The 22,407-nt window shown below is 61.5% G+C and carries 21 protein-coding genes; all 21 read left to right on the top strand.

Translation table 11 applies throughout. From position 1 onward, the window contains the following. On the top strand, positions 1 to 1,597 hold a 1,597-nt coding region (locus tag EN780_RS07775; protein WP_128272976.1), incomplete at its 5' end, for a phage portal protein. Further along, positions 1,594 to 2,856, top strand: coding sequence for a S49 family peptidase (locus EN780_RS07780; protein ID WP_128272978.1), 1,263 nt, complete (start codon positions 1,594 to 1,596; stop codon positions 2,854 to 2,856). The genes EN780_RS07775 and EN780_RS07780, both read left to right, overlap by 4 nt. Before the next feature lie 39 nt (positions 2,857 to 2,895). Then, positions 2,896 to 3,348 carry a head decoration protein gene (locus tag EN780_RS07785; protein ID WP_128272986.1) on the top strand — a complete coding sequence of 151 codons (453 nt, stop codon included), beginning with the start codon at positions 2,896 to 2,898 and terminating at the stop codon, positions 3,346 to 3,348. 42 nt (positions 3,349 to 3,390) lie between these two features. Further along, positions 3,391 to 4,485 (top strand): major capsid protein, encoded by a 1,095-nt coding sequence (locus EN780_RS07790; RefSeq protein WP_128272988.1) that lies wholly within the window; start codon positions 3,391 to 3,393, stop codon positions 4,483 to 4,485. A gap of 68 nt (positions 4,486 to 4,553) precedes the next feature. Then, positions 4,554 to 5,048: a hypothetical protein gene (locus EN780_RS38755; protein WP_189556448.1), complete on the top strand. Its 495-nt coding sequence runs from the start codon at positions 4,554 to 4,556 to the stop codon at positions 5,046 to 5,048. Beyond that, positions 5,048 to 5,455 (top strand): hypothetical protein, encoded by a 408-nt coding sequence (locus tag EN780_RS07800; protein WP_128272990.1) that lies wholly within the window; start codon positions 5,048 to 5,050, stop codon positions 5,453 to 5,455. Before EN780_RS38755 ends, EN780_RS07800 begins: the two co-directional genes overlap by 1 nt. After that, positions 5,452 to 6,066: a phage tail protein gene (locus EN780_RS07805; RefSeq protein ID WP_128272992.1), complete on the top strand. Its 615-nt coding sequence runs from the start codon at positions 5,452 to 5,454 to the stop codon at positions 6,064 to 6,066. Before EN780_RS07800 ends, EN780_RS07805 begins: the two co-directional genes overlap by 4 nt. Beyond that, positions 6,059 to 6,730, top strand: coding sequence for a hypothetical protein (locus EN780_RS07810; protein ID WP_128272994.1), 672 nt, complete (start codon positions 6,059 to 6,061; stop codon positions 6,728 to 6,730). Before EN780_RS07805 ends, EN780_RS07810 begins: the two co-directional genes overlap by 8 nt. Positions 6,731 to 6,778: 48 nt before the next feature. Then, positions 6,779 to 7,561, top strand: coding sequence for a hypothetical protein (locus EN780_RS07815; protein WP_128272996.1), 783 nt, complete (start codon positions 6,779 to 6,781; stop codon positions 7,559 to 7,561). Between the two features lie 11 nt (positions 7,562 to 7,572). Beyond that, positions 7,573 to 8,010: a hypothetical protein gene (locus EN780_RS07820; RefSeq protein WP_128272998.1), complete on the top strand. Its 438-nt coding sequence runs from the start codon at positions 7,573 to 7,575 to the stop codon at positions 8,008 to 8,010. Positions 8,011 to 8,036: 26 nt separating this feature from the next. Next, the gene (locus tag EN780_RS07825) at positions 8,037 to 8,261 is read left to right on the top strand and encodes a hypothetical protein (RefSeq protein ID WP_128273000.1); all 225 of its coding nucleotides are present in this window, start codon (positions 8,037 to 8,039) and stop codon (positions 8,259 to 8,261) included. Continuing rightward, positions 8,251 to 12,045 (top strand): phage tail length tape measure family protein, encoded by a 3,795-nt coding sequence (locus EN780_RS07830; protein ID WP_128273002.1) that lies wholly within the window; start codon positions 8,251 to 8,253, stop codon positions 12,043 to 12,045. The genes EN780_RS07825 and EN780_RS07830 overlap by 11 nt, the downstream gene beginning before the upstream one ends. A gap of 55 nt (positions 12,046 to 12,100) precedes the next feature. Continuing rightward, on the top strand, positions 12,101 to 13,402 hold the full coding sequence (locus EN780_RS07835; protein WP_128273004.1) for a hypothetical protein: 1,302 nt from the start codon (positions 12,101 to 12,103) through the stop codon (positions 13,400 to 13,402). 3 nt (positions 13,403 to 13,405) lie between these two features. After that, a complete protein-coding gene (locus EN780_RS07840; RefSeq protein ID WP_128273006.1) occupies positions 13,406 to 15,331 on the top strand; it encodes a fibronectin type III domain-containing protein in 1,926 nt (641 codons plus the stop codon). Next, entirely contained in the window at positions 15,331 to 16,944 is a 1,614-nt protein-coding gene (locus EN780_RS07845) for a hypothetical protein (RefSeq protein ID WP_128273008.1), read from the top strand. The genes EN780_RS07840 and EN780_RS07845 overlap by 1 nt, the downstream gene beginning before the upstream one ends. Before the next feature lie 12 nt (positions 16,945 to 16,956). Beyond that, positions 16,957 to 17,862, top strand: a complete 906-nt coding sequence (locus EN780_RS07850) for a hypothetical protein (RefSeq protein WP_128273010.1) — start codon at positions 16,957 to 16,959, stop codon at positions 17,860 to 17,862. 50 nt (positions 17,863 to 17,912) lie between these two features. Continuing rightward, complete coding sequence (locus EN780_RS07855; protein WP_128273012.1) at positions 17,913 to 18,155, top strand: hypothetical protein; 243 nt, start codon at positions 17,913 to 17,915, stop codon at positions 18,153 to 18,155. Beyond that, on the top strand, positions 18,152 to 18,364 hold the full coding sequence (locus tag EN780_RS07860; protein WP_128273014.1) for a hypothetical protein: 213 nt from the start codon (positions 18,152 to 18,154) through the stop codon (positions 18,362 to 18,364). Before EN780_RS07855 ends, EN780_RS07860 begins: the two co-directional genes overlap by 4 nt. Further along, entirely contained in the window at positions 18,357 to 20,924 is a 2,568-nt protein-coding gene (locus EN780_RS07865) for a phage tail protein (protein WP_189556450.1), read from the top strand. The genes EN780_RS07860 and EN780_RS07865 overlap by 8 nt, the downstream gene beginning before the upstream one ends. Before the next feature lie 18 nt (positions 20,925 to 20,942). Further along, the gene (locus EN780_RS07870) at positions 20,943 to 21,329 is read left to right on the top strand and encodes a hypothetical protein (protein WP_128273018.1); all 387 of its coding nucleotides are present in this window, start codon (positions 20,943 to 20,945) and stop codon (positions 21,327 to 21,329) included. A gap of 6 nt (positions 21,330 to 21,335) precedes the next feature. Beyond that, positions 21,336 to 22,214: a hypothetical protein gene (locus EN780_RS07875; protein ID WP_128273020.1), complete on the top strand. Its 879-nt coding sequence runs from the start codon at positions 21,336 to 21,338 to the stop codon at positions 22,212 to 22,214. Positions 22,215 to 22,407 lie beyond the last annotated feature (193 nt).

Raw genomic sequence — 22,407 nt, forward strand, 5'->3', positions numbered from 1 at the left:
CTCGGCGGTGGCAGCGGGCGGCGGTGTCGCCTATGACGGTGCTGACAAGCTGAGCCGTCTCGCCGGCTGGCAGCCGCCGCTGCGCTCGGCTGACGCTGATCTTCTACCGCTCAAGGACGACCTGGACGCCCGCTCGATCGATACGGCTCGCAATGACGCGTATGTCGCGGGCGGCGCCACGATCCGTAAAGACTCCATCGTCGGAACCCTGTTCCTTCTGAACGCCAAGCCGGAAACCAAAGTCCTGTTTGGCAAGGAAGACGAGAAGTGGGAAGCCGAGGCTCAGGAGGAAATCGAGACCAAGTTTACCCTGTGGGCCGAAAGCCCGCAGTGCTGGCCTGACGCCCGTCGCACCAAGACACTGACCGACATCGTGCGCCTCTCCGTGGGCGTGCATTTGATGGGCGGTGAAGTGCTGCAGTCGGCCGAATGGTTTGACGATGGGCGTCCATACGCCAGCGCAATCCAGATGATCGACACAGCGCGGCTTTCCGATCCGAAAGACCGCATCTTTCAGCCGTTCAAGGGCAGCCGTTTGCGCAAGGGTGTCGAACTCGACTCCTTCGGCGCGCCGCAGGCCTACTACATCCGCAGCGGTCATCCCGCAGACTATCGCGGGAACGTCATCGTGACGCCGACCTGGAAGCGCGTTCCGGCCCGCAAGTCGTGGGGACGCATGATCATCAATCATGTGTTCGAGGAACTGCGGCCTGATCAGACTCGCGGCGTTGCGGCGATGGTCACGGCGCTCAGTGAAATGCGGATGACGAAGCACTTCCGCAGAACGGAATTGGAAAGGGCGGTCGTCGCAGCAACCTACGCGGCTTCGATCGAGTCGGAAATACCGCAGGATGTGACGGCCGCCCTGGGTGGAGGCGCGGGTGACGGCAACGCCACCACGACCTGGATGATGGCATATCTGAACGCCGTCTCCGAGTATGCGAGCGGCGCCAAGAACCTGCATATGGACGGCGCGAAGATTCCGATCTTTGCTCCCGGCACGAAGCTCAAGATTCAAAATCCGGGTGCGAACAGCCCGCAGGGCGACAAGTTCGAGCAGAGCTTGCTGCGCTACATCGCTGCCGCGCTGAATGTCTCCTACGAGCAGTTGTCGCGCGACTTCACGCAGACCAACTACTCGTCGGCCCGCGCTGCCCTCGGCGAGACCTTCAAGACGATGATGTCGCTCAAGCGCATCGTGGCCGACAAGGTGGCCAACTTCGTCTATCGCCTCTGGCTTGAGGAAGCGATCAACTACAACGAACTCGAATGCTTCAAGCGCCGCGACGTGCCGCGCTTCTACGAAGGCCTCAACGCCGAAGCGTTCAGCGCGTGCGAGTGGATCGGCGCCGGCCAGGGTCAGATTGATCCGCTGAAGGAAACGCAGGCTGCGGTCCTCAAGATCAAGAACGGCCTGTCCACCAAGGAAACCGAGATCGCGAAGATGTCGGGCGGCGACTGGCGGAAGATCGCCAGGCAGATCGCCCGCGAACGTGCGCTCGACGAGAAGTACGGCAATCCATCGGTCTACGACCAGGACTCCAAGGACATGGAAAATTCGCTTGCGGCCACGCCGAGCGATGGAGGCAAGGAATGAACCCGATCATCGCTCAGTTCCAGGATCAGCCTGCGCTGATTGACGAGGCTCAGGGCGCCTGGCTGCAGTCGATGCTGGTCGCCGTTGGCGAGCGCATGGGCGATATCGAGAAGGCGGCGGCTGCTGAAAAGGCAGACGACAATTTCTGGTACGCGAGCGACGACTGGCGCGCTTTCCTGCGGCCCTACGTCGTCAAGAACGGCGTCCTGCACGTTCCGGTGAAGGGCATTCTGCTCAACGACTTCCCGTATGCCTACGGCGGCTACGCCACCGGCTATGAATACATCTACCAGGCCGTCAAACGCGGCGTCGAGGATGTCAATGTCAAGGGCATCGCCCTGGTCGTGAACTCGGGCGGCGGTATGGTCTCGGGCAACTTCGACCTGGTGGACCGCATTCAGGCATTCCGTGGCAAGAAGCCCATCCGTGGTTTCGCCGCCGAGCACGCCTACTCGGCCGCCTACAACATCATTTCCGCGACGGACCACATCACGGTCGCCCGCACGGGTGGCGTGGGCTCGATCGGCGTCGTCGTAGTGGCTCTCGAATACTCCAAGATGCTCGCGAACGCAGGCATCACGGTCAACATCATCCGCTCCAAGCCCGACAAGATGGAGGGCAATCCCTACGAGAAACTGTCCGAGGGAGCGCGCGAGCGGATTCAGGAGCGCGTGGATGCATTCCACGAGCAATTCGTCGCTTCGGTGGCGAGGAACCGGGACATGAGTGCGGAGGCGGTCGACGCGACCGGCGCACGTACCTTCATGGCTCAACAGGCGATCGACAACGGCTTGGCAGATGAAATCGGAGCCCTGGACGACGCGATCACGGCCTTTGAGGCCACTTTCTCAGAAGGAGATGAACAGATGGCCGACTTTACTCAGGCCGCATACGACGAAGGCTGCGCTCTGGCTCTTGCGAAGGGCAAGACCGAAGGCCTGGCCGAAGGCATCAAGCAGGGCACCGCTGACGCCATGGCCCGTATCACCGCGATCCTCGGTTCCGACGCCGGCAAGGCTCGCCCGAAGGCGGCGCTCAACGCTGCGCTCAAGACCACCATGTCGGCCGACGAGGCGACCGCTTTCATCGGCGAACTGGCCGAGGAAACCGCGACCGCTGCCACGGCTGGCGCGCCCAAGGGAATGCTCAAGGACGCCATGCGCAACAACGGCGCAGGCATCGAGGCTGGCGCCGAGGGCGAAGAAGACAAAACGGAAATGAGCCGCGCCGCAAAGACGCTCGCCATGGTCAAGGGCTAACGGCCCGAGGCTCAACCGAAGACGTAAGGAGAAGTCGAAATGACTATCAATCTTCCGAGGCTCGGTCCCACCGCTGGCACGCCGTCGCAGTGGACCGACACCATAAACCCGGCTCTGGAAGGCCTGATCGTCGGCGAAACGCCGGCTGTCGTCGTCCAGGACTTGCAGGCTGCCGCCAACCAGACCCTGGAGGCCTTCACTCCGGTTGGCTTCGACGACTCGGGCAACCTGGTTCCGGCTCTCGTCGGCAGCGTCGACCCGGCCGACGACATCAAGGCGATCGGCATCACGCTTTTCAAGATCGTGATCGCGGTCGGCGTGAACCCCGGTCTCCCGATCCTGCGCAGCGGCTGCCTGGCCAAACACATGCTCAACTGGCCGGCCAGCTTCGACACCGACGCCGAGAAGTTCGCGGCGTTCGCTGGTGCTCCCACCCCGACCAACATTGTCGTGCGCGAAGTCACCTTCGGCTCGACCGTGGCCGCCCCGTAACCCCAAGGCCCCGAAAGCCCGAACTCGAAGGAAAGAAAATCCATGGGTATCGAACTCTGGACTCCCAAAGACCTCTACACCTTGCGGCAGGACGACCGCTTTAAGTCGGTTCCATCCTACTGGCTGGACACCTTCTTCACGCAGACCCACTTCTCGGAAGACGGCGCGATCCGTTTCGCCGATCTGCCGGCTTCCACCCGCTTCTTGGCGCCCTTCGCGCTGCCCTACGAGCAGGGCCGCCCGATGCAGAATGCCAAGGGCGAGTCGATTTCCGAGATCACGGCGCCGTACATCAAGCTCAAGAACGCGGTGCGTCCGACCGAACTGAAGAACATCCGGCCTTCGGAAGTCTTCATCAACGCCGGCCGTGCTCCGACCCTGGCCGAGAAGTACGACATGCGCGTTGCCGAAATCACGGAGATGCACAATCGTGCGATCGACATGCGCGAAGCGTGGATGGCGGCTCGCGCCTTCATCGACGCCAAGGTGCTGATCGAGTACGACCGCGATCAGGGCGCCAAGAACCCGTCCGTCCTGCTCGACTTCGGTCGCGCCGCTGGCCACACCGTCGTCAAGTCGTCGGGCTTCTGGAGCGATCCTGCCGCTGACATCCTGGGCGATCTCCAGACCTGGATGAACACCATGTACCTGGCCAACGGCGGTGGCTCTGCCGCGCAGTTGATCGTCGGTGCTCAGGTGGCTCCCGTGTTCCGCAAGAACACCGGCATCAAGGATGCGCTCGACACGCGCTATCGCGGCAATGACACCGTGAACATCTCGCTCGGCATCCTGCGTCAGGAGCAGCCGCTGACTTACATCGGCCAGCTTGCTTCGGGTCTGAGCATTTGGGCCTACAAGGATACCGTCGATGTGCCGGATGGTGCGGGCGGCGCGACCCGGATCGACCTGTTCAACGAGAAGGACGTTCTGCTCGTCGCTCCGGGCGCCACTGGCGTCAAGTGCTACGGCGCGATCTTCGACAACGAGGCGATCAAGAACGGCCTGGCGAACGCTCGCGTGTTCGGCAAGCAGTTCAAGACCGACGATCCGGGTGAGGACTTCCTGATGCACCAGGCCTCGCCGCTCCCGGTTCCGCTCTACCCGAACCGCACCTTCAAGGCTCGCGTGCTGGCGTAAGCCGGAAACGAGAGACCGCACGGCCCGACAGCGTTTGTCGGGCCGTTTTCTCAAACGGAGACGATCTCATGTACATCAAGGCAATTCACACCATTCAGCGCGATCCGAAGGAGAATCCTCCGGTCATCGCCGCTGGCGCAGTCGCCAACCTGGAAGGCGACGAACTGGACTACGTTCTGCGTGACGACGTGCGCGCGGCTGTCAAGGCGACCGAAGAAGACCTGGTGAAGGCTGGTATCAAGCAGCGTGTCGATCACGAGGCCGAGGCTGCTGCCGAGGCTGCTGCCGAGGCTGCTGCCGAGGCTGCTGCCGAGGCTGCCGAGAAGGAAGCGGCTGAGAAGGCTGCTGCCGAGGCTGCCGAGAAGGAAGCGGCTGAGAAGGCTGCTGCCGAGGCTGCCGAGAAGGAAGCCGCTGACAAGGCTGCTGCCGAGGCTGCCGAGAAGGAAGCCGCTGACAAGGCTGCTGCCGAGGCTGCCGAGAAGGAAGCCGCTGACAAGGCTGCTGCCGAAGCTGCCAAGAAGAAGGGCGGCAGGAAGGCTGTCGAGGAAGAGTCGCTCGTCTGATGGCTGGTTGGCGCGAACAGAAGCGGAAGTCGCTCGGACACGTCCACGCGACCTTCGAACTCTCTGCGGTGTACTTAACGCACGCCGCAGGGACGCCTGTTCGCGTCACCGTCCGCCTACACAAGGCGCAGGTGGCATCGCAGAACCAGGGCGACGATTTCAGGAACGGCGCAACGGTGCTCGATCTCACCAATCGGATCGTCTTCCAGCTTTCTCAACTACCCAAGGTCCACAACAAGGCCTTCGTCATCTTTGGAAACTCCGAGGCTTATCTGACCGGCCCGAGCCAACCCGAACGGGAAGGCTATGTGCGGTCGGAAGTCAGCGAAGTTTCTCAAGCTGATCTCAGCGACCTACTGGCCGGTCTCGATACGAGCGGTCCCATTTGGGAAGGCATCATCAGTTGAGCGCCGCCCTAGTCGTCGTTGAGTTCTCGCAGATGCCCAATCTAGGCGAAGTGACAGCCGAGGTTGAGACGGCTCTTGTGCGCGCGCTGAACAAGGCTGCCGACAAGGGCCGCACACGCGCAGCGCGACTGGTGCGCGACCAGGTTGCCTTTCCCGCATCCTATGTTTCGCCATCGAGCAAGAAGCTGTGGGTCAGAACCCGCGCCCGCCGTGGTTCACTCATCGCAATGATCGAGGGGCGTGGTCAGGCCACATCGCTCGCCCGCTTCAGCCGGCAGACCGCCCTGACGGGTGGCGCACGTCATCGCGGCGGCAAAGTCAATGTGACGGTCAAGCCCGGCCAGACGAAATCGATCTCCCGTGCTTTCATCATTCGCCTCAAGAACAACAACCTCGGCTTGGCCGTGCGCACCAACGGTGAGGCGCCGGCCGGCGCATACAAGCCCAAGGCGATCGGCAAGAACCTGTGGCTGCTCTACGGCCCATCCGTCGACCAAGCGCTGAGCGCCGCGTCACGCGACGGCGGTGTCTTCGAAGACATGAGCCAGGAGACGCTTGACGACGTGGAGGAAGAATTCAACCGCCAGATGGAGTTGCTGAAGAATGGCTAGCATCCTCACCGCCGCGAACGAGGCCGCTATGCTGGCGCTCGACGCAGCGCCCGGCGATATCGCCTGGCGAACGGACACCAAGCAGTTTTTTATCCTCGACGCGCTACCTGCGTCCGCGCTTGAAAACTGGCGTGAGTATTCGCCATTTCGGCTTCGCGTGGTCAAGGGAGTCTGCGCTGCTCTCAAAACCATAACGCCAGCCAACGGCCATCTGCACGACTTTTCAGACTTCATCGACGACGCAGGCCGGCCTGCCGAGCGCGTCTTTCGCGGTCGCACCGTCTACGGCGACGGCGATCCGCTGCCGATGCTTTCAGTGCTCGAAGACCCACGTGCGCGCGAGCCCGTGGGCGGCGGTCTCAAGGGCGGTTTCAGCAGCAACGAATTCCGTCTTCTCATCCAGGGGTTCGTCCAGGACGACAAGGATCATCCGCTCGATCCCGCGTACCTCGCTTCGGCCGATGTGATCTCTGCCCTGGTCAAGGCGAAGCTCGTCAACAACTTCAACTTTCTCGGTCTCGGCAACGTGGCGCCATGCGTCATTGAAATCCTGATCGGGGAACCCGTTCATCGGCCGCCCGACGATGAAATATCCGCCGTCGCATATTTTCTCGTCCCGGTGACGCTCATCCTGGCAGAAAATTTTGAGACACCTTTCGCTTAACTCAAAATCACGTTATACGTGATAGTCACGTAATAAGGAGAAATCGCAATGTTCGACACGCAGTCCAAGAACCTCACCGTGCCGCGTGGCAAGGCGTACTTCGCCAAGTATCTCACCGGGACGCAGACGCCGGGACCGCTGCGCGAGTTCGGCAACTGCCCGGAATTCACTCTTCAGCGCAACGCCGAGACGCTGCCGCACTATTCCTCGCAGGCCGATCTCAAGGCGCTGGACGAGGAAATCGCCATCGACGCGACCCTCAACGGCACCATGTCGACCGACGACATGCGGCCGGAAAACGTCTCCTACTGGTGGATGGGCGATGTCGGCACGATCACGGCCGTGGCCGCTACCGATCAGGCCGAGACCTTCCTGCTCGTCAAGGCCGGCGACGTGTTCCAGCTTGGCCGCACGACCGCAAATCCGTCCGGTGCTCGCAAGCTGAGCAACGTCGCGTGCGACGACGGCGCCGTTGGCACGCCGGCCACTTTCGTTCTCGGCACGGACTACGATGTCGATCTCGATCTCGGTCTGCTGTTCATCCTGGCCGACCAGCCGAAGCTGGTGGCGAACTACGACATCGGCGTCTCGACCCGTTCGCAGATCGCGGCCGGCATCAAGCAGGTTGAAGGCGAGATGAAGTTCTTCTCGATCAACCCGTTCGGCGCTCAGTCCGACATTACGATCCCGCGCTGCCGCCTCATCCCGAACGGCGACATGGCGCTCGTGAGCGATCCGACTTCGCCGACCTGGCAGACCATCGGCCTGCAAATCTCGGCGCTCAAGAAAGGCACCTTGGCGCTCGCCTACAAAGACGGCCGCCCGGTGTAAGGAACACGACAATGAGCCAGATGGAGACATGGGTCATTCCGTCCGAGACCGTGACCTTCGGCACCAACGTGCTGAAGGTCTACGGCCTCAGCCTTCAACACATCACGCACATCGTTCGGCATCATCGCGCCGTCATGGCCGATCTCTACACGCAAGCGATCTCGGGCAAGCTGGATGTCAGCAGCGCCGAGCAACTTGCGGTGGGGCTGATCGACGACTTCGCGCCGCTCGCATCACTGGTCATCGCCTGCGGCATCGGAGAGCCCGAAAACGCCGATCGCCTGGCCAAGATGAACCTGCCGCTTATCGTGCAGATCGACGCGCTGGATAAGATCATCCGGCTCACGATCGTCGCGGAGGGTGGCTTGGGAAAATTGCTGGAGATCGTGACCAGGGTAATGGCAGCGCAGGCAAAGCTGCCGTCCCTGAAGACCTCGATAGCTGGATAGAGGGTGTCCGTCGCCAGGTCAGCCTCTTGCTCGATCACGGCCACCCAAACGCACCATCCTATCCAATCTCGAAGGTCTTTGCAGAAGCAGGCTTCGTGGTCAGACGCATCAACTCTCAGATGGCCTCGGAAATCTCGCTCATGCAGTTGGCGCTCTCCAGCATCCCCAATGAGAGTGTGAAGCCCGCCTTCTTTAGAAATGCCGCCAAGCAACTTGCTCAGCAACTTAAGGAATTGACGGATGGCGGGTAACGAGAGAACAGTCGAGTTCGCCGTCAAGGCGCGCGACGAATACTCCAAAGTTCTCAAGGGCATCCAGCAGCAGCAGGACAAACTTTCTGCCGCTTCGAAAGCGTCCAACCGTCGTGACGTGCTCGGTGTCGCGCAGGGCGACATCGACGCCGCAATGGCTGAGTTCAAGCGCCTAACGGCCGAGATCGGTCGCTACCAGGCCGCTCTCGACAATGGGCGCAAGTCTGGTTCGCTCAGCGAAGCCGAATTGCGCGAGCTTGCCGAGACGATCTCCCTGACCCGCAAGCGGTCAATGGAGGCGGTTGATGCGCTCAACGTCAAGCGCAACGCTCTCAACCAGATCACCGGCAGCGCGTCGACCGGCTACGCCGCATTCAATCGCCTCGCGGCTTCGATGGAGAAAGAGGCTGCTGCGTCTCAGGCTGCTGCGGCTGCGGCTGTCACGCAGGCCGCCGCCGAGCAGAAGGCCGCCGCCGAGGCTGCGCGCAAACTGGAAATTCAGGCCAGGCTTAACTCGACTGTGGAGTCGGGTTACGGCAATTGGGTCAAATACATCGACGCGGTTGAACGCAACCGGGCTGCCGATGAAAGGGCTACGGCTGCTGCCGCGCTCAAGGCGCAGATTCAGGCGCGGCTGAACAGCACGACCGAGTCGGGCTACGGCGCCTTCATTCGCCGAATCGAGGCGACCGATCAGGAAGCAAGCGCGACGAGCAGATCGACCGCCCAACTGGTCAAGCTCACCAGCGCCACCAACGCGCAGTCGAAGGCAACCGACACGCTTGCGAAGAAGCAGGCGGCGCTGCGTGGAAGCACGTCGCTCAGTTCGCCAAAGGGCGAGGCGCAGAACATCAGCGCGTTCGGCCTCAAGCCCTACCAGTTGACCAATCTCGGCTACCAGATCAACGACGTTGTGTCGGGCCTGGCATCGGGTCAACGGCCGTTGCAGGTGCTGGCGCAACAGGCTGGCCAGTTCGTTCAGATTTGGCCGGGCGTTATGTCGACGCTGGCCCGCTCGATCCCGATCATTGCCGGCGTTACTGCCGTGCTAGCGCCGTTCATCGCGACCGCGCTGCGCCTAAAGACGGCCGCCGATTCACTCGAAATCTTCAACAAGGAATTGGCCCTCTCGGCTGACGGCAGCCGCTATAGCGCGCAGGAACTCGTCAAGATCACCGAGAAAATGGGCGACTTCGGCATTGCGACCGACAAGGCGCGCGCCCTGGTCAAGCAGTTCATCAAAGACGGCATCGATCAGAAGGACTTCGCGCCACTCGCGCAGATGGCTGAGCGGTTGAGCGCTATCACCGGCGATGATGTCGCCGAGGCTGGCAAGAAACTGTCGACTGCCTTCAGCGGTCCCGTGGACAGCGTGCGGGCGCTCGACACGGAACTGAATTTCCTCACCGCATCGCAGTACGCGCAGATCGAGGCGATGGCGAAGGCCGGCAACTCGGCCGGCGCCGTCTCACTCGCTCAGGACATTCTTGCCGGGAAGCTCGCCACTAGCGCCGATAAGACCTCTGCGTGGGGCGAAGCCTCAAAGGCAGCCGGCCGCGCTTGGAACGACCTGCTCGATGTCATCGAGAAATCCGGCCTACTGCAGAAGCTCTCGAAGGAAGTCGACAACACCGCCAACACGATGGCGAACATCGCTGGCAAGGTCGAGGCCGTCGCCGGCAAGGTGCGCAGCGTCACAAGCGGTTTCGGCGGTGGCGTCGACACCAACAACCTCGAAGCGGTGAAGACTAAGCTCGCCGAGATCAACGGCCAGCTTGCCGACCAGGCGAAGCTCTTGGAAGCCGGGCAGACCGTCTATGCGGATACAGCGGCGCTTACGGCTCAGCGCGACGCGTTGCAGGAGATCGTGCAGCGGCGCCAGGACGAGTTGCAGGCCATCAAGGATGGCAGCGCCGCGCAGAAGGATATGGCCGAACAGAGCGAAGCCGATAAGAAGGCTCGCATCGACATTCAGGCAATCATCGACAAGCAGGGCAAACTGCTGACCGACGAGACGCGCCAGGCGAACCTGACCAATCGCGAGCGCTACATCGAAGGTGAACTGCTCAAGGCGAAGAACGCGGCACTTGCAGAAGCCAAGCGGCTCAACCAGGACATCCTCGGGCTCACCACCGAGCAGACCAACCAGATTCGCTCGCAGGCTGGCATGGCCTACGATGCGACACACAAGAACTACGAGGCCGATTACACCGCTCAGCGGAACTCGGGATCGGCGTCCGCTCAGCAGATGGCGGATATCGTCAAGTTCGCTACCATCATCGCCGACCAGTTGAAGGTCGATGTGAAGGACATCCTCACGGCGATCTCCTACGAAACCGGAGGCACCTTCAACCCGGCCATCCGTGGCGGTGCCGGCAACAACTATGTCGGTCTGTTCCAAGCCGGCCCTGCCGTACAGTCGAAGTATGGCATCGATCAAGCTTCGTCCATCCAAGCGCAGCTTGAGGCGATGGCGAAGTACCTCACCGATGCTGGTGTGAAGGCCGGCGACGGGCTGCTGCAAATCTATGCCGCAATCAACGCTGGCAACGCGAAGAACATCAACGCGTCCGACGAGAAGAACGGCGGTATGCCGGGCACCGTTCTCGATAAGGTGTCGGACCAGATGGGCGACCATCAGGCCAAAGCCGAAGGCATCCTTGCCGCGTACAAGGGCATCTCGGAGCAGGCCAAGGCCACGGCCGACTACGAGAAGGACTTCAAGGCCCGCACCGACGCGGCGAAGGCCACACTCGAATACAAGACGCAGGAAACCCGGCAGGCCGCGATCAACAAGGCGATCGTCGAGGAAACGAACCGCGCGAAGAAGGCCGGAACCGAGGCGACCAAGGAAGAACTGGCGCTCGTCGCGGAACTGGCCGGCAAGGAATATGATCGCGCTCACGCCAATGACGAAGTGACCAAGCTTGTCGCGCAGCGCACGGCTTTGTTCCAGAGTTTGCAGATCGCCCAGTCAGCCGGCGACCAGGGCAAGGTTGCCAGCACGATCGAGTCGATTTCGCAGGTCGAAGAAAAGCTGAAAGAGGCTATTCCGGCCGCTATCGCTTTTTGGCAGGCGATCGGCGGCACTGGTGCGGACCAGGAAATCGCGAAGCTCCAAGCGATTCAGGAAGGCATCGGACAGACGCTGCAGAAGATCGACAAGCAGTTTCTGCCGCAGGCTCAGCAGATCAACGAGGAATTGGCCGACATCGGCGGCAACGCATTCAGCGCATTTGCGCAGGCGCTTGCCAATGGTGAGAATGCGGCCGACGCCTTGTTCACCGCACTGCGGCAGGGCATCGCCGAATTCCTGATCGAGATCGGCAAGGCGATCGTCAAGCAGGCGCTGTTCAACGCGCTCTCGGGCGGCGCGGGTGCGGGTGGCAGCGGCGGCCTCGGCGGCAGCATTGCCGGCTGGCTCACGTCGCTGTTCCACGAAGGTGGCGAGATCGGGCAGCCGTCGAGCTACGGTACGCGAATGGTCAACCCGGCTGTCTTCGCGAACGCACAGCGCTATCACACGGGCGGCATCGCGGGCCTCAAGCCAAATGAAGTTCCGATCATCGCCGAAGCGGGCGAAGAAATGCTGACCGAGACCGATCCGCGCCACAGGAAGAACGGTGGGGGTCGGGGCGGCCAGGCCGTCAACGTGAAGAACGTCAATGTGTTCGATCCGGCAGACGTTTTGGAGCACGCGCTAGCCACCACGGCCGGCGAGCGCATCATCATGAACTGGCTGACGCGCAACTCTCGGAAAGTGTCGGGAGCCCTCAACAATTAGTGTTGCGAAAAATCACGTTAGACGTTAGATTCACGCCAATACGTGAAGGGCTTGCATGGCCGTTTTTCTTCCCATCGTCCCCAACTGGCAGAACGGTGTAAGGGACACCTACGAGTTCAAGACCAACGTTTTCACTACCCGCGACGGCAGTGAACAACGTCGGTCTGAGCGCGTCCAGCCGCGCCGCTCGATCGAGGCAGCCATCCTGCTCGACGGCGACCGTCTGCGTACCTTCAACGATGCACTGCACCTGGCCCGCGACGGCAAGGTTCTGGTCGGCGACTTCTCGGCCGACTCCGCTATTCTGACGGAGACCGTGGCTGACGGCGGCACGGTGCTGACCGTCGATCGCATTCCTGCCTGGTTGACGGGCAGCATGACCTGCGCGCTGCTCACCGGCCGTAAGTCGCGCCAGATCACGATCGACTTCATCTCGGGCAACCAGATTGTGCTGACCACGGGAGTCCAGGGCGCTGTGGGGCAGGGCGCAACGCTGCTGCCGCTGGTGCCTGCGTCGCTTGGCACATCGACCACGCTTTCGATCTACACCACCGCCATCGCCACGTCGTCGATCAAGCTCGCGGTTGAGCCGGGCACCGTGGTTCGCGAGGCCGATCCGCTGCCGTTTGATGACGGCCCGACAGGTGAGACAACCCAAGTCTTCGGCCCGGCCGGTCTGTTCTACGGCCGCTATGTGCTGCTGCGCAAACCGAACTACGTGCAGCAGCCGCAGATGGCCTTCAACATGGCTTTCGAGACCGTGGACTACGGGCGAGGCGTCACCAAGACCTTCGCCCCGGTTCCGCTCGTCTCGCGCACGCTGACCGCGACCTACATGGGCATGAGCCACGCCGACGTAATGGCGATGCTCGATGTCTTCATTCGTGCTCGCGGTCGCGCTGGTGAAATCTACGTGCCGACGTGGGGCATGGACTTCCCGGCGATCAAGGGAATGTCGGGTTCGAACATCCGCGTCGCGGGCACCGACTTCTACAACGCCTATCACAGCGATCCCGCGCACCAGGCAATCCTGATCCGTAAGAAGGACGGCACGCTGGTCCCGAAAGAGGTTGCCGGCTGGCAGATCGACAGCGGCGACACGCTGATTGCCACCGGGACGCCGATCGGCGCGACCGCAGATGAGATCGAGCTTATCTCGTGGATGTTCGTTGCGCGCTTCGCGAGCGACACGTTCACCATTCAGTGGGTCACGAACGGCGTGGCCAACATCACCATGTCCTTCGTCACGCTGGCCAACCTGGCTGTCGAGGAAAGCTTCGGCAACAACTGGATTCTGGCAACCGGCCAATGGCGCGATAATGGCCAATGGCAGGACGGCTCGGTTTGGGAGGATTAACCGATGCCCGTTTCCATCGCACCAATTGAGAATGGCGAAGGTGGCCTGAGTGTCAGGGAAAAGCTGAACCTGCTTATCGCGGGCGCGGCGGCTGGCGCCCTCGGCTCGGTGAGCCCGGAAGAAATCGCCGCGATGTTCGACCACGATCCGCCCGACGTTCCGAGCGGCTTGACGTTGGGCTCGGCCGTGGCAGACGGCGCGACGATCCTGACCATCTCGTGGGACTTCAACAGCGAAGACGACTTCCTCTATTACGATCTGCAGATCAAGGAAGGCGACGGCGACTGGATTGGCCTGCAGACGGCTTCCGAGACCTACACGACCGCTGTCAAACCCAACGTCGAGTATAGCGCCAAGGTCCGCGCGGTGGACAAGAGCGGCAATGCCTCGGTCTATTCGGCCGTCGTCAGCCACACCACGGCCAAGGACACGATCCCGCCTGCCATGCCGATCGGTATCACGTCGAAGGCCGGCCTGGAATCGATCTGGATCAGTTGGACCGCGAACACCGAGGCCGACCTGGCGCGCTACGAGATTTACGAGAGCGCGAGCATCACCACTCCGCTCGACACGGCCACGCCTTCGCACACGACGCTGGCGAACAACTTCGTCCGAGCCGGCCTCGACATGGAAACGCATCTCTACTTTTGGGTGCGCGCCGTCGATACCTCGGGCAACGCGTCTCCCTGGTCGACCGAAACGAATGCTGAGACCGGCAAAATCCGTGGCGAGATCAAGATCACGCTCAACGGCGTCACCTTCAAGCCGGGCCAGGACACGGGCAATCAGTTGCAGTGGACCGCTGGCAGCATCAGTTATGGCGTTGCGGGCGATGTTCCTACGGTGCAGGCGCTGCCGAGCGGCCAGGTGGATTGGACCACGGGCTCGGTCTATGTCTGCTTCGTTCCCGGCGATGACCATATCACCACCACCACGTCGCTGACGGCGCTGTACGCTGCCGACTCCATCATCCTTGGCATCTACAAGGGCGCCAACGACTTCCAGCTTGTCGAGGGCAAGGCGTTCATGGATGGCGGCCTGCTGCTCGCGCAGACGGTGGGCGCCAACCAACTTGTCGCCAACGCGGCCGTCATCACGGGCGTTGCGCAGATCGCCGACGCGATCGTGACCAATGCCAAGATTGTCTCGCTCGACGCGGCGAAGCTCATCGCTGGCAGTATCATGACGGGCGATATCGTGGTTGCCGGCAGCTACGGCAATTTCAGCCTCGACAATCCGGCTGCCGCTGTCAACGCGGGCACTACCAAGATCATCCCCGGCCAGATCAGCATCTCGGGCGGCACGACACTGTTCAACTGGATTGCCGGCGACGGCACGTCCATCAACGGCGCCTCGATCGCCACGGGCTCGATCACAGCCGACAAGGCGGTATTCGGTCAACGCGGCCTCACGATCGAGGGCCTTGAGTTCGAGCACAACAGCCCGACCAGCAACAAGGTCTCGTGGAGCGCCGGAACGATCAAGTACATCGGTGATGACGGCAACATTGCCACGTTCAACATCACTGCCAGCAACGCCACCTGGTCGACCGGAACGCTCTACGTCTACTATGTGAAGGGCACCACCGTGCTCGCCGCGACATCAACCGTGGCCACGGCCTTCCAGTCGGATCGTGTCGTGCTCGCGGCCTACAAGGGTGGCGTCGATCTCGTGGTCAACTATGGCCGCACCATCATCGACGGCTCGGACATCAAGACGGGCTCGATCACCGCGACGCAAGCCGACATCACGTCCTTCCGCACCAGCATCCTGATCGCCGGCTCGATCACCGCGACCATGCTGAGCGTTGGTTCGCTTTCGGCGATCAGTGCAAACCTCGGCAATATCACGGCCGGCTACATGAGCAATGCCGCAGCCACTTTCATCATCGACCTGGATAACGGGTTCTGGTCGGTCTCGGTGCCCTGATGCCAAAAATTGCTGCAGGAGCGCGGGCCAGCGGTGGCTTTGTCAAGATCATGAAGAACAATGCGGATAATCCGCTGACAACGCCGAACAGCGATACGGGAAAGTTTGCCTTCAATTCCGAGCAACCCGGCAACAAGATCGGCTATATCCGAGACATTATCGTTGTTGAGCCAAACTTTGTGACGTATCCCCCTGGCGGCTCGCCGTCGTCGCCGCAGCGGTATTACCTGCCGGGCGGAACGGGGCCGACCAATTGCGAGCGTATGATCGAGTGTTGGAGTTTCGGCGGCAACAACTTTCAAATCTGGTACTTCTTTCCTGAGTTTTTCGCCAACAACTATGGCATTAGCTACGTCCCTTTGCTTGAGGCACGGGCTGTAACCGACTATGTTAACAAGAACGCATTTTTCGGGCCGCGCGTGGATGTATCAACCGGCCAAGTGTCGGGCAGTGGTCAGATATACTCCTACGGATCGGAATTTTGCCGATGGATGATGCACATAAATACCGGATACCCGTCCATCAGAAATCGGCCGTCATACGCCGTTGAAGTCACAAGCTCGGGCGCTGCTCAACCCATAAGCCGCTATTTAGTGACGCTGTTTGGCTTGCCGGCATTTGATGACGCAATCCCTGACTATTCGACCACGCCTGTCTCAGGGCAGGAAGTCGTCCGGTGCGATCAAGCGTCGGGCGGAAAGTTCCGCATTGCACTCCCTGGGCGAACGGTATCGAGCGGAAATCTCGACCACTACTTGATGCATGAGAACCGCATACCTGCAAAAATACTCGGAGCAGGAGAGATTGCCGTCGCGGCAGGCGCGACGCAGGTCATTACGACCCGGTTTGCTTTGCCGCTGACAACCTACATGGACTATATCGTCAGGCGCGCAGGCTCTACTGCGACGGAAAAGTTCCAGTTCTGGTCGCCGCCATATATCGACAACCTCAATCCAAATCAGGAATGCGGATTTACCTACGTCGTGTCGGGCAACACAATTACGATCACCAGCACCGCCGACATGGATATCGTGATCCGCTACATGATTTGCGCCAACGCCGGCCAGGCACCTACAACTGGCGGGAAGAAAATCCAGCGCACCGGAAACGACGGCGTTGGCGCATACGTCCAGATCAAGCGTCCCGGTTCTTCGGATACAGCGCCAAATCTCGACGACATCATGCTCGATACGAGATTCGTCTATGCGCCGTTGCTGGCCGAGGGCTTTCTTAATTTCAATTCGACAGACATGCCTGACACGATGTCTGCCCCGCGTTTCAAAGGCGAGCGCAAGCGCAGCCTCGTCATCCCGAACCCTAACGGCCTGCTGCTTTTCCCCAAGATGGGTGCAGTCTACAACCAGACGGCTGTGGATAGCTCCTTCACCGATCCCTATTGCATTTGGGGCGAGCACGGCGTCGCAATCAATGTAGGCAGCAACTCTGGCAAGTCGCTCGGATACTCGACCTGGGCCAACATCATTGACGAAACGCATCTCGATCTGTGGTCGGGCGGCGACAATCCGTACACATTTCTTGGCAGCACGAATAGTTACAGCAACACCATCAAGGGTGTTCGCTACTATGTCTTCGGCATTCCTCCGAGCCTCTAAAGGACTACGCAAATGACTTTCGGCATTCGTGAATCCAGTCGTTACCGTGGACAGCCGGTCAGCCTTTATCTGATACAAGGCGCCACCACCGATGACGGCGCGCCGGTTGGACCGTATGCCTACAACAACGGCGAGGCGCCCATTACGCGCTCGGTTCTGGACGCCGAGGGCAACCCGGTCAACATCGAGTTCATCCCGTGGCCGATCAAGAACAGCAACATTTCGCACGACGGCACGCTCGACAAGTCGGACATCACTGTCACCATGGCCTTCGGCTCGGAGATGGACGACTTGTTTCTCGCCTATCCGCCTTCGGACGTGGTGAACCTGACGATCTTCGAAGGGCACATCGGCGATGACGTAACCGAGGAAAACTTCCCCGCCGTGTGGATGGGCCGGATCACGTCGAGCGCCGACAACGACTCCAATGAGCAGGAGCTTTCCTGCGTTCCGGTGTCGACCTCGATCAAGCGGCCAGGCCTGCGGCGGAACTACCAGGTCGGCTGCCCGCACGTTCTGTTCGGGCCGCAGTGTCGCGCCAGCAAGGTAGCCGCTACCGTGGATCGGGAGTTCGTGTCGGTCACGCGCAACAAGATCACGATCGACGTAAGCCTCGGCGCCACCTATGCGCGCTACGTTGGCGGCCTGCTGCAGTGGATCAACGCCGACAACGGCCGCAAGGAGCTTCGCACGATCTCGGCGGTGCGGGCAGATGGGCTCGAAGTCACCATTCGCGGCATCGCTCGCGGATTGGTGGCAGGAAATCCGCTGTCGGTGATCCGAAGCTGCAATCACCAGATGACTGGCTGCAACCAGCATACGAATAGCGTGACGGGCGGCTCGAACATCAAGAACTACGGCGGGCAGTTTGGCATCCCACTGGAAAACCCCTTGTCGCAGAAAAACCAGTTCTACTAAAAATCACGTTTAACGTGACAATCCACCTAAAACGTGCGATAGGTTAGGCTATGCCGTTCTTCCTGCTTCCACTGCTGATCAACCTCATCATTGGCGTCGGGCTTCAAGCGCTCGGCTACCTGCTGATGCCAAAGCCCAAAAGCACGAAGTCCGAGGAAGTCACCGACATGGACAACCCAACTGCCGAGGGCGGCCGACCCATTCCGGTGGTTTTCGGCGAGTGGGACTTGCAGGCGCTCAACATCATCTGGTTCGGCGACAAGGCTACCACCACGCGGGAGATCGACGCGTGAGTGACTTCGATCCCCATCTGACGATCGCCGATCTGCGCGTCCTCTATTGCGTGAAGGGCGTCAAAAAGCAGATGGACGCGGCCGGTTTGGATTTTGCCCGCTTCATCAAGGAGGGCGCGAAGGCATCCGAGTTGCGTGGTGTCGGGCTGGACGCTCAGGTCGATCGAGCCGTTGAGTTCGTGAAAGCCAGGGATGCCGCCAATGGGTAAATCCGGTGGCAAAATCGAAATCCATGAATACACGATGTCCCTGCACGTGGGCATCTGCGCGGCCGGGGAGGGGCTTAGCCTCATCGCGGTCAAGTATGGTGACAAGGAAATCTGGCGCGGCAACGCGACTGATCAGGGCGTCTTTGCGGTCAACAAAACCGATCTGTTCGGCGGCTCCAAGAAGGAAGGCGGCGTCAAGGGGCTGCTATGGTGGCTGCCAGGCAAAGACGACCAGTCGATGCCCGAGTCCCTCGCCAAACGCTACGGTCTGACCAGTGATACCTGTCCCGGCTTCCGTGGCCTGTCGAGCTTTTTCCTGACCGGAACGAAGGACGCGTCTGAGCCGAGCGGCACGCCTTGGTGGTCGACGGGAATTCTATCCGCTCTATTGGGTGGCGGCGCAGCCAATAACAAGGCCGGGTTCTACCTCGGCGCCAACAACCCGTATCTGCGCTCGATGTCGGCCCGCGTGCGGCGCCCGTCGATCGGTCTCAATCCGGCCATCGCATTGATCCGCATTCCCGACGACTCGAAGGGCAACGCGCAGTACGCCTCAAACCCCGCGCACATGACCTACGAGTGCCTGACCAACACCGATTGGGCATTGGGCGAGCCGGTGAGCGCGATCAACAAGGCCTCCTTTGAAGCCGCAGCGCAGACGCTCTACGACGAAGGCTTCGGCCTCAACATGACCTGGCTGCGGCAGACCGAGATCGGCAAGTTCATCGGCGAGATCAGCACGCACATCCAGTCGGCCGTTTACGTCGATCCGTCGACTGGCAAGCACACGATGAAGCTGCTGCGCGCCGACTACGACTTCGACGACCTGCCCGAGATCAATCCGAGCAACGCGAAGCTGTCGTCCTTCAAGCGCAAGACGTGGGGCGAAATTTCGAACGAAGTCGTCGTCACCTACACCAATGCCGAGACCGGCAAAGAGGCGACGGTGACGGCGCAAGACCTGGCCGGCATCGCGGCGCAGGGTGGCATCGTCTCCACGTCGCAGAACTACTATGGCGTGCCGCACGAAGCCCTGGCCATTCGCCTGGCCGACCGCGACCTGGCCATGATGGTAAACCCGATCGCCACCCTGCAGGCGACCGTGACGCGCGAGTTCTGGAAGACGGCGGCCAGCAACGTGGTCAAGCTGTCCTGGCCCGAGCGCAACATCGACCAGATCATCTTCCGCGTCTCGGAAGTCAACAAGACGGATCACACCGTCGAACTGTCGCTGTATGAGGACATCTTCGGTCTCGACCAGGCAAGTTACCTGGCGCCGGGAGACTCGCAGTGGCAAAACCCGACGCTGCCGCCGACGCCGGCCACCTACTATCAGATGGGCACCGCGCCGGCCTTCATGACGGCCGCTGCGCTGCGTCTCAGCGATCCGTCCGAACTGGTCTACCCCGAAGTGCTGAGCGCTGTGACGGTTGGCGCCGATAGCAACGATGACGTGAACTACGACCTGGTGTCGAATGTCACGGACGTGAACGGCACGCCGTCGCAGGCGGTGCTCAGCACGAGTCCCTATCGCGGCACCTGGGCTTTCCTGACCGCTCTCGTAGCCGAGCCGCAAACCGTGCTGTCGACGCTGACGGGTCTACGGGGCTCCGAGCCTGTGGCCGGCGACTTCGTGCTGATCGGCACCGGGCCGGATGAATACACCGAAATCGCCACCGTGCAGTCCGTGGACGAAGATGGTTTCCATCTCAATCGCGGTATGCTCGACACGATCCCGCGCGCCTGGCCGATCGGCACCCGCGCCTTTGTGATCCCAGCATCGACGTTGGTGGTTGATCCGACCGTCCGCTCGGCGTTCGAAGATACGTCCTACTGGATTTTGCCGCGCACCACAGGCGGTGTGCTGGCGCTCGCTGACGCTCCCCAAATCAACGTCTCGCTCACCGAGCGTCCGTACCTGGCCAACCGGCCGGCCAACGTCAAGGTCAACGGTGTCGGCTTCGGCGATGTCGACGCCAACGAGGCGACCGAACTCACCGTCACCTGGGCGAACCGCAACCGCATACTCGAGTCCACGCAGGTGATGAAGTGGGACGACGCTAACGTGGCTGGCGAGGCGGGGCAGACTTCGAAGGTTGTCGTGACCACGCTCGATGGCTCAACGGTGTTGCAGACCTATGGCGGGCTCACCGGCACGTCGAAGGTGATCCCGCTCACCGACCTGCCAGGGCAGAAGCGCGTCCTGATCTCCGTCGCGGCCGAGAAAGACGGCAACAAGTCGCTGCAAGCATACGAGCTTATGGTGAAGCTGATCACTCGCTTCTTCACGAGCGCCACGCTTGTCGGCACCGGCAGCATGGCGGCCACGGGCTCGAAACGCACAAGGCCGGCCCGCAGTGCGCTGTTCATGGGCATGGGCGGCGTAGCCGCTGGCTACACGGTCAGGCGCGTCTCGGCCGCCACCTTCACGGGCTCGGGCATGATGGCCGCGACCTACACCAAGAAGATCAGGCGCTCGGCTTCGTTCGAAGGCGCCGGTTCCCTGTCCGCAATACCCGCACGCGGCTTCACTTCCGGCTTCGACGCCGGCTTCCGCTAACTCGCAAGGATCGAAACGATGGCTGGATTTTCCGACTACCTCGAAAACAAAATTCTGGACGTGTTCTTCCGTGGTCAGGCGGTCACACCGCCAGCCGCCGTGTACCTGGCCCTCTACACCGCAGCACCGACCGACGCAGGCGGTGGCACGGAAGTGAGCGGCAGCGGCTACGCGCGCCAGGCCATCCCCATGGCCACGGCCGCCTCGGGCGGCATCGTATCGAACACGGGCATTGTCAGCTTTACGGCTGTCGGTGGCGCCTTCGGAACCATCACGCACGTCGGTGTCTTCGACGCGGCGACCGGAGGCAATCTGCTTTCGTGGGACGACATCGCCCCAATCACCATCAACAGCGGCGACACGCTGGACTTCCCGGTCGGCGAACTCGACTTCTCGCAGGATTAATCGATCATGGCGACACGCACCAGGGCTCAGCTTAACAGCGATGCCGACACCTATCTCCCCGACCAGTCGACTGGCGACATCTCGCCGGCCGATGTGCGTAACCGCGTCAAAGACCTTGCCGACAGCGCGAAGCTGGCGGAAGACCTGGCGCCCGTCGCATCGACAGGTGCCTACAATGACCTGACCGGCAAGCCGACGCTTGGCACTGCCGCGAGCAAGAACACGGGTACGGGTGCCGGCCAGGTTCCGCTGCTGGATAGCGGCGGTTTGCTGGATACCTCGATCCTGCCAGCGATTGCGATCACCGATGTCTACGAAGTTGCCTCGCAGTCGGCCATGCTGGCGCTCACGGCGCAGAAGGGCGATGTCGCCATTCGAACCGACCTGAACAAGACCTTCGCCCTGGCAACCAATTCGCCTTCGACCTTGGCGGATTGGAAAGAACTTCGGACTCCCACCGACATCGTTCTTGCCGTGGCCGGCCTCACCGGGACCATCACTGCCTCGGCATTGAAGACGGCGCTGGCGATCGTGGCAGCCGACATCACCGACGCTTCCGCCAACGGCCGGTCTCTGATCACCGCAGCAAGCTACGCTGCGATGAAGACGTTGCTGGCAGTCGCAGCGGCCGACATCACTGACGCCTCGGCGAACGGGCGCTCGCTCATCACCGCAGCGAACTATGCGGCCATGAAGACGCTGCTCGCGGTTACGGCGGCTGACATCACCAACGCCTCGGCGAACGGGCGGTCCCTGATCACTGCTGCCGACTATGCGGCTATGCGTACCTTGCTCGGCATCGGCACCATGGCGCAGCGCGCCGTCACCATTTCAAGCTCGGCGCCGAGTGGCGGCGCTGACGGCGATGTCTGGTTCCAAATCTGATGACGGCCCTTGTCAAAAATGCAGGCGCTTGGGTGTCCGCACAACCGTGGGTGAAAAGCGGGGGTGTTTGGTCTAAGGCAAGGGCTTTATGGACGCGCAGCGGAGGCGTCTGGAAGCCTGTCACGCCTGCCCCACTGATTGACGCGATTACGGTCTCGGGTTTGACGGCTTCGCTGAAACTGTCGCTAGACGC

This window comes from Mesorhizobium sp. M4B.F.Ca.ET.089.01.1.1 (assembly GCF_004022605.1).
GTDB lineage: Bacteria > Pseudomonadota > Alphaproteobacteria > Rhizobiales > Rhizobiaceae > Mesorhizobium > Mesorhizobium abyssinicae.

What these genes read in the sequence shown, in the direction of transcription:
- EN780_RS07815 (WP_128272996.1), top strand. Translation starts at nt 6,779, where the DNA reads ATGTTCGACACGCAGTCCAAGAACCTCACCGTGCCGCGTGGCAAGGCG.
- EN780_RS38755 (WP_189556448.1), top strand. Translation starts at nt 4,554, where the DNA reads ATGTACATCAAGGCAATTCACACCATTCAGCGCGATCCGAAGGAGAAT.
- EN780_RS07780 (WP_128272978.1), top strand. Translation starts at nt 1,594, where the DNA reads ATGAACCCGATCATCGCTCAGTTCCAGGATCAGCCTGCGCTGATTGAC.
- EN780_RS07800 (WP_128272990.1), top strand. Translation starts at nt 5,048, where the DNA reads ATGGCTGGTTGGCGCGAACAGAAGCGGAAGTCGCTCGGACACGTCCAC.
- EN780_RS07845 (WP_128273008.1), top strand. Translation starts at nt 15,331, where the DNA reads ATGCCAAAAATTGCTGCAGGAGCGCGGGCCAGCGGTGGCTTTGTCAAG.
- EN780_RS07820 (WP_128272998.1), top strand. Translation starts at nt 7,573, where the DNA reads ATGAGCCAGATGGAGACATGGGTCATTCCGTCCGAGACCGTGACCTTC.
- EN780_RS07865 (WP_189556450.1), top strand. Translation starts at nt 18,357, where the DNA reads ATGGGTAAATCCGGTGGCAAAATCGAAATCCATGAATACACGATGTCC.
- EN780_RS07790 (WP_128272988.1), top strand. Translation starts at nt 3,391, where the DNA reads ATGGGTATCGAACTCTGGACTCCCAAAGACCTCTACACCTTGCGGCAG.
- EN780_RS07835 (WP_128273004.1), top strand. Translation starts at nt 12,101, where the DNA reads ATGGCCGTTTTTCTTCCCATCGTCCCCAACTGGCAGAACGGTGTAAGG.
- EN780_RS07810 (WP_128272994.1), top strand. Translation starts at nt 6,059, where the DNA reads ATGGCTAGCATCCTCACCGCCGCGAACGAGGCCGCTATGCTGGCGCTC.
- EN780_RS07785 (WP_128272986.1), top strand. Translation starts at nt 2,896, where the DNA reads ATGACTATCAATCTTCCGAGGCTCGGTCCCACCGCTGGCACGCCGTCG.
- EN780_RS07830 (WP_128273002.1), top strand. Translation starts at nt 8,251, where the DNA reads ATGGCGGGTAACGAGAGAACAGTCGAGTTCGCCGTCAAGGCGCGCGAC.
- EN780_RS07870 (WP_128273018.1), top strand. Translation starts at nt 20,943, where the DNA reads ATGGCTGGATTTTCCGACTACCTCGAAAACAAAATTCTGGACGTGTTC.
- EN780_RS07850 (WP_128273010.1), top strand. Translation starts at nt 16,957, where the DNA reads ATGACTTTCGGCATTCGTGAATCCAGTCGTTACCGTGGACAGCCGGTC.
- EN780_RS07855 (WP_128273012.1), top strand. Translation starts at nt 17,913, where the DNA reads ATGCCGTTCTTCCTGCTTCCACTGCTGATCAACCTCATCATTGGCGTC.
- EN780_RS07840 (WP_128273006.1), top strand. Translation starts at nt 13,406, where the DNA reads ATGCCCGTTTCCATCGCACCAATTGAGAATGGCGAAGGTGGCCTGAGT.
- EN780_RS07875 (WP_128273020.1), top strand. Translation starts at nt 21,336, where the DNA reads ATGGCGACACGCACCAGGGCTCAGCTTAACAGCGATGCCGACACCTAT.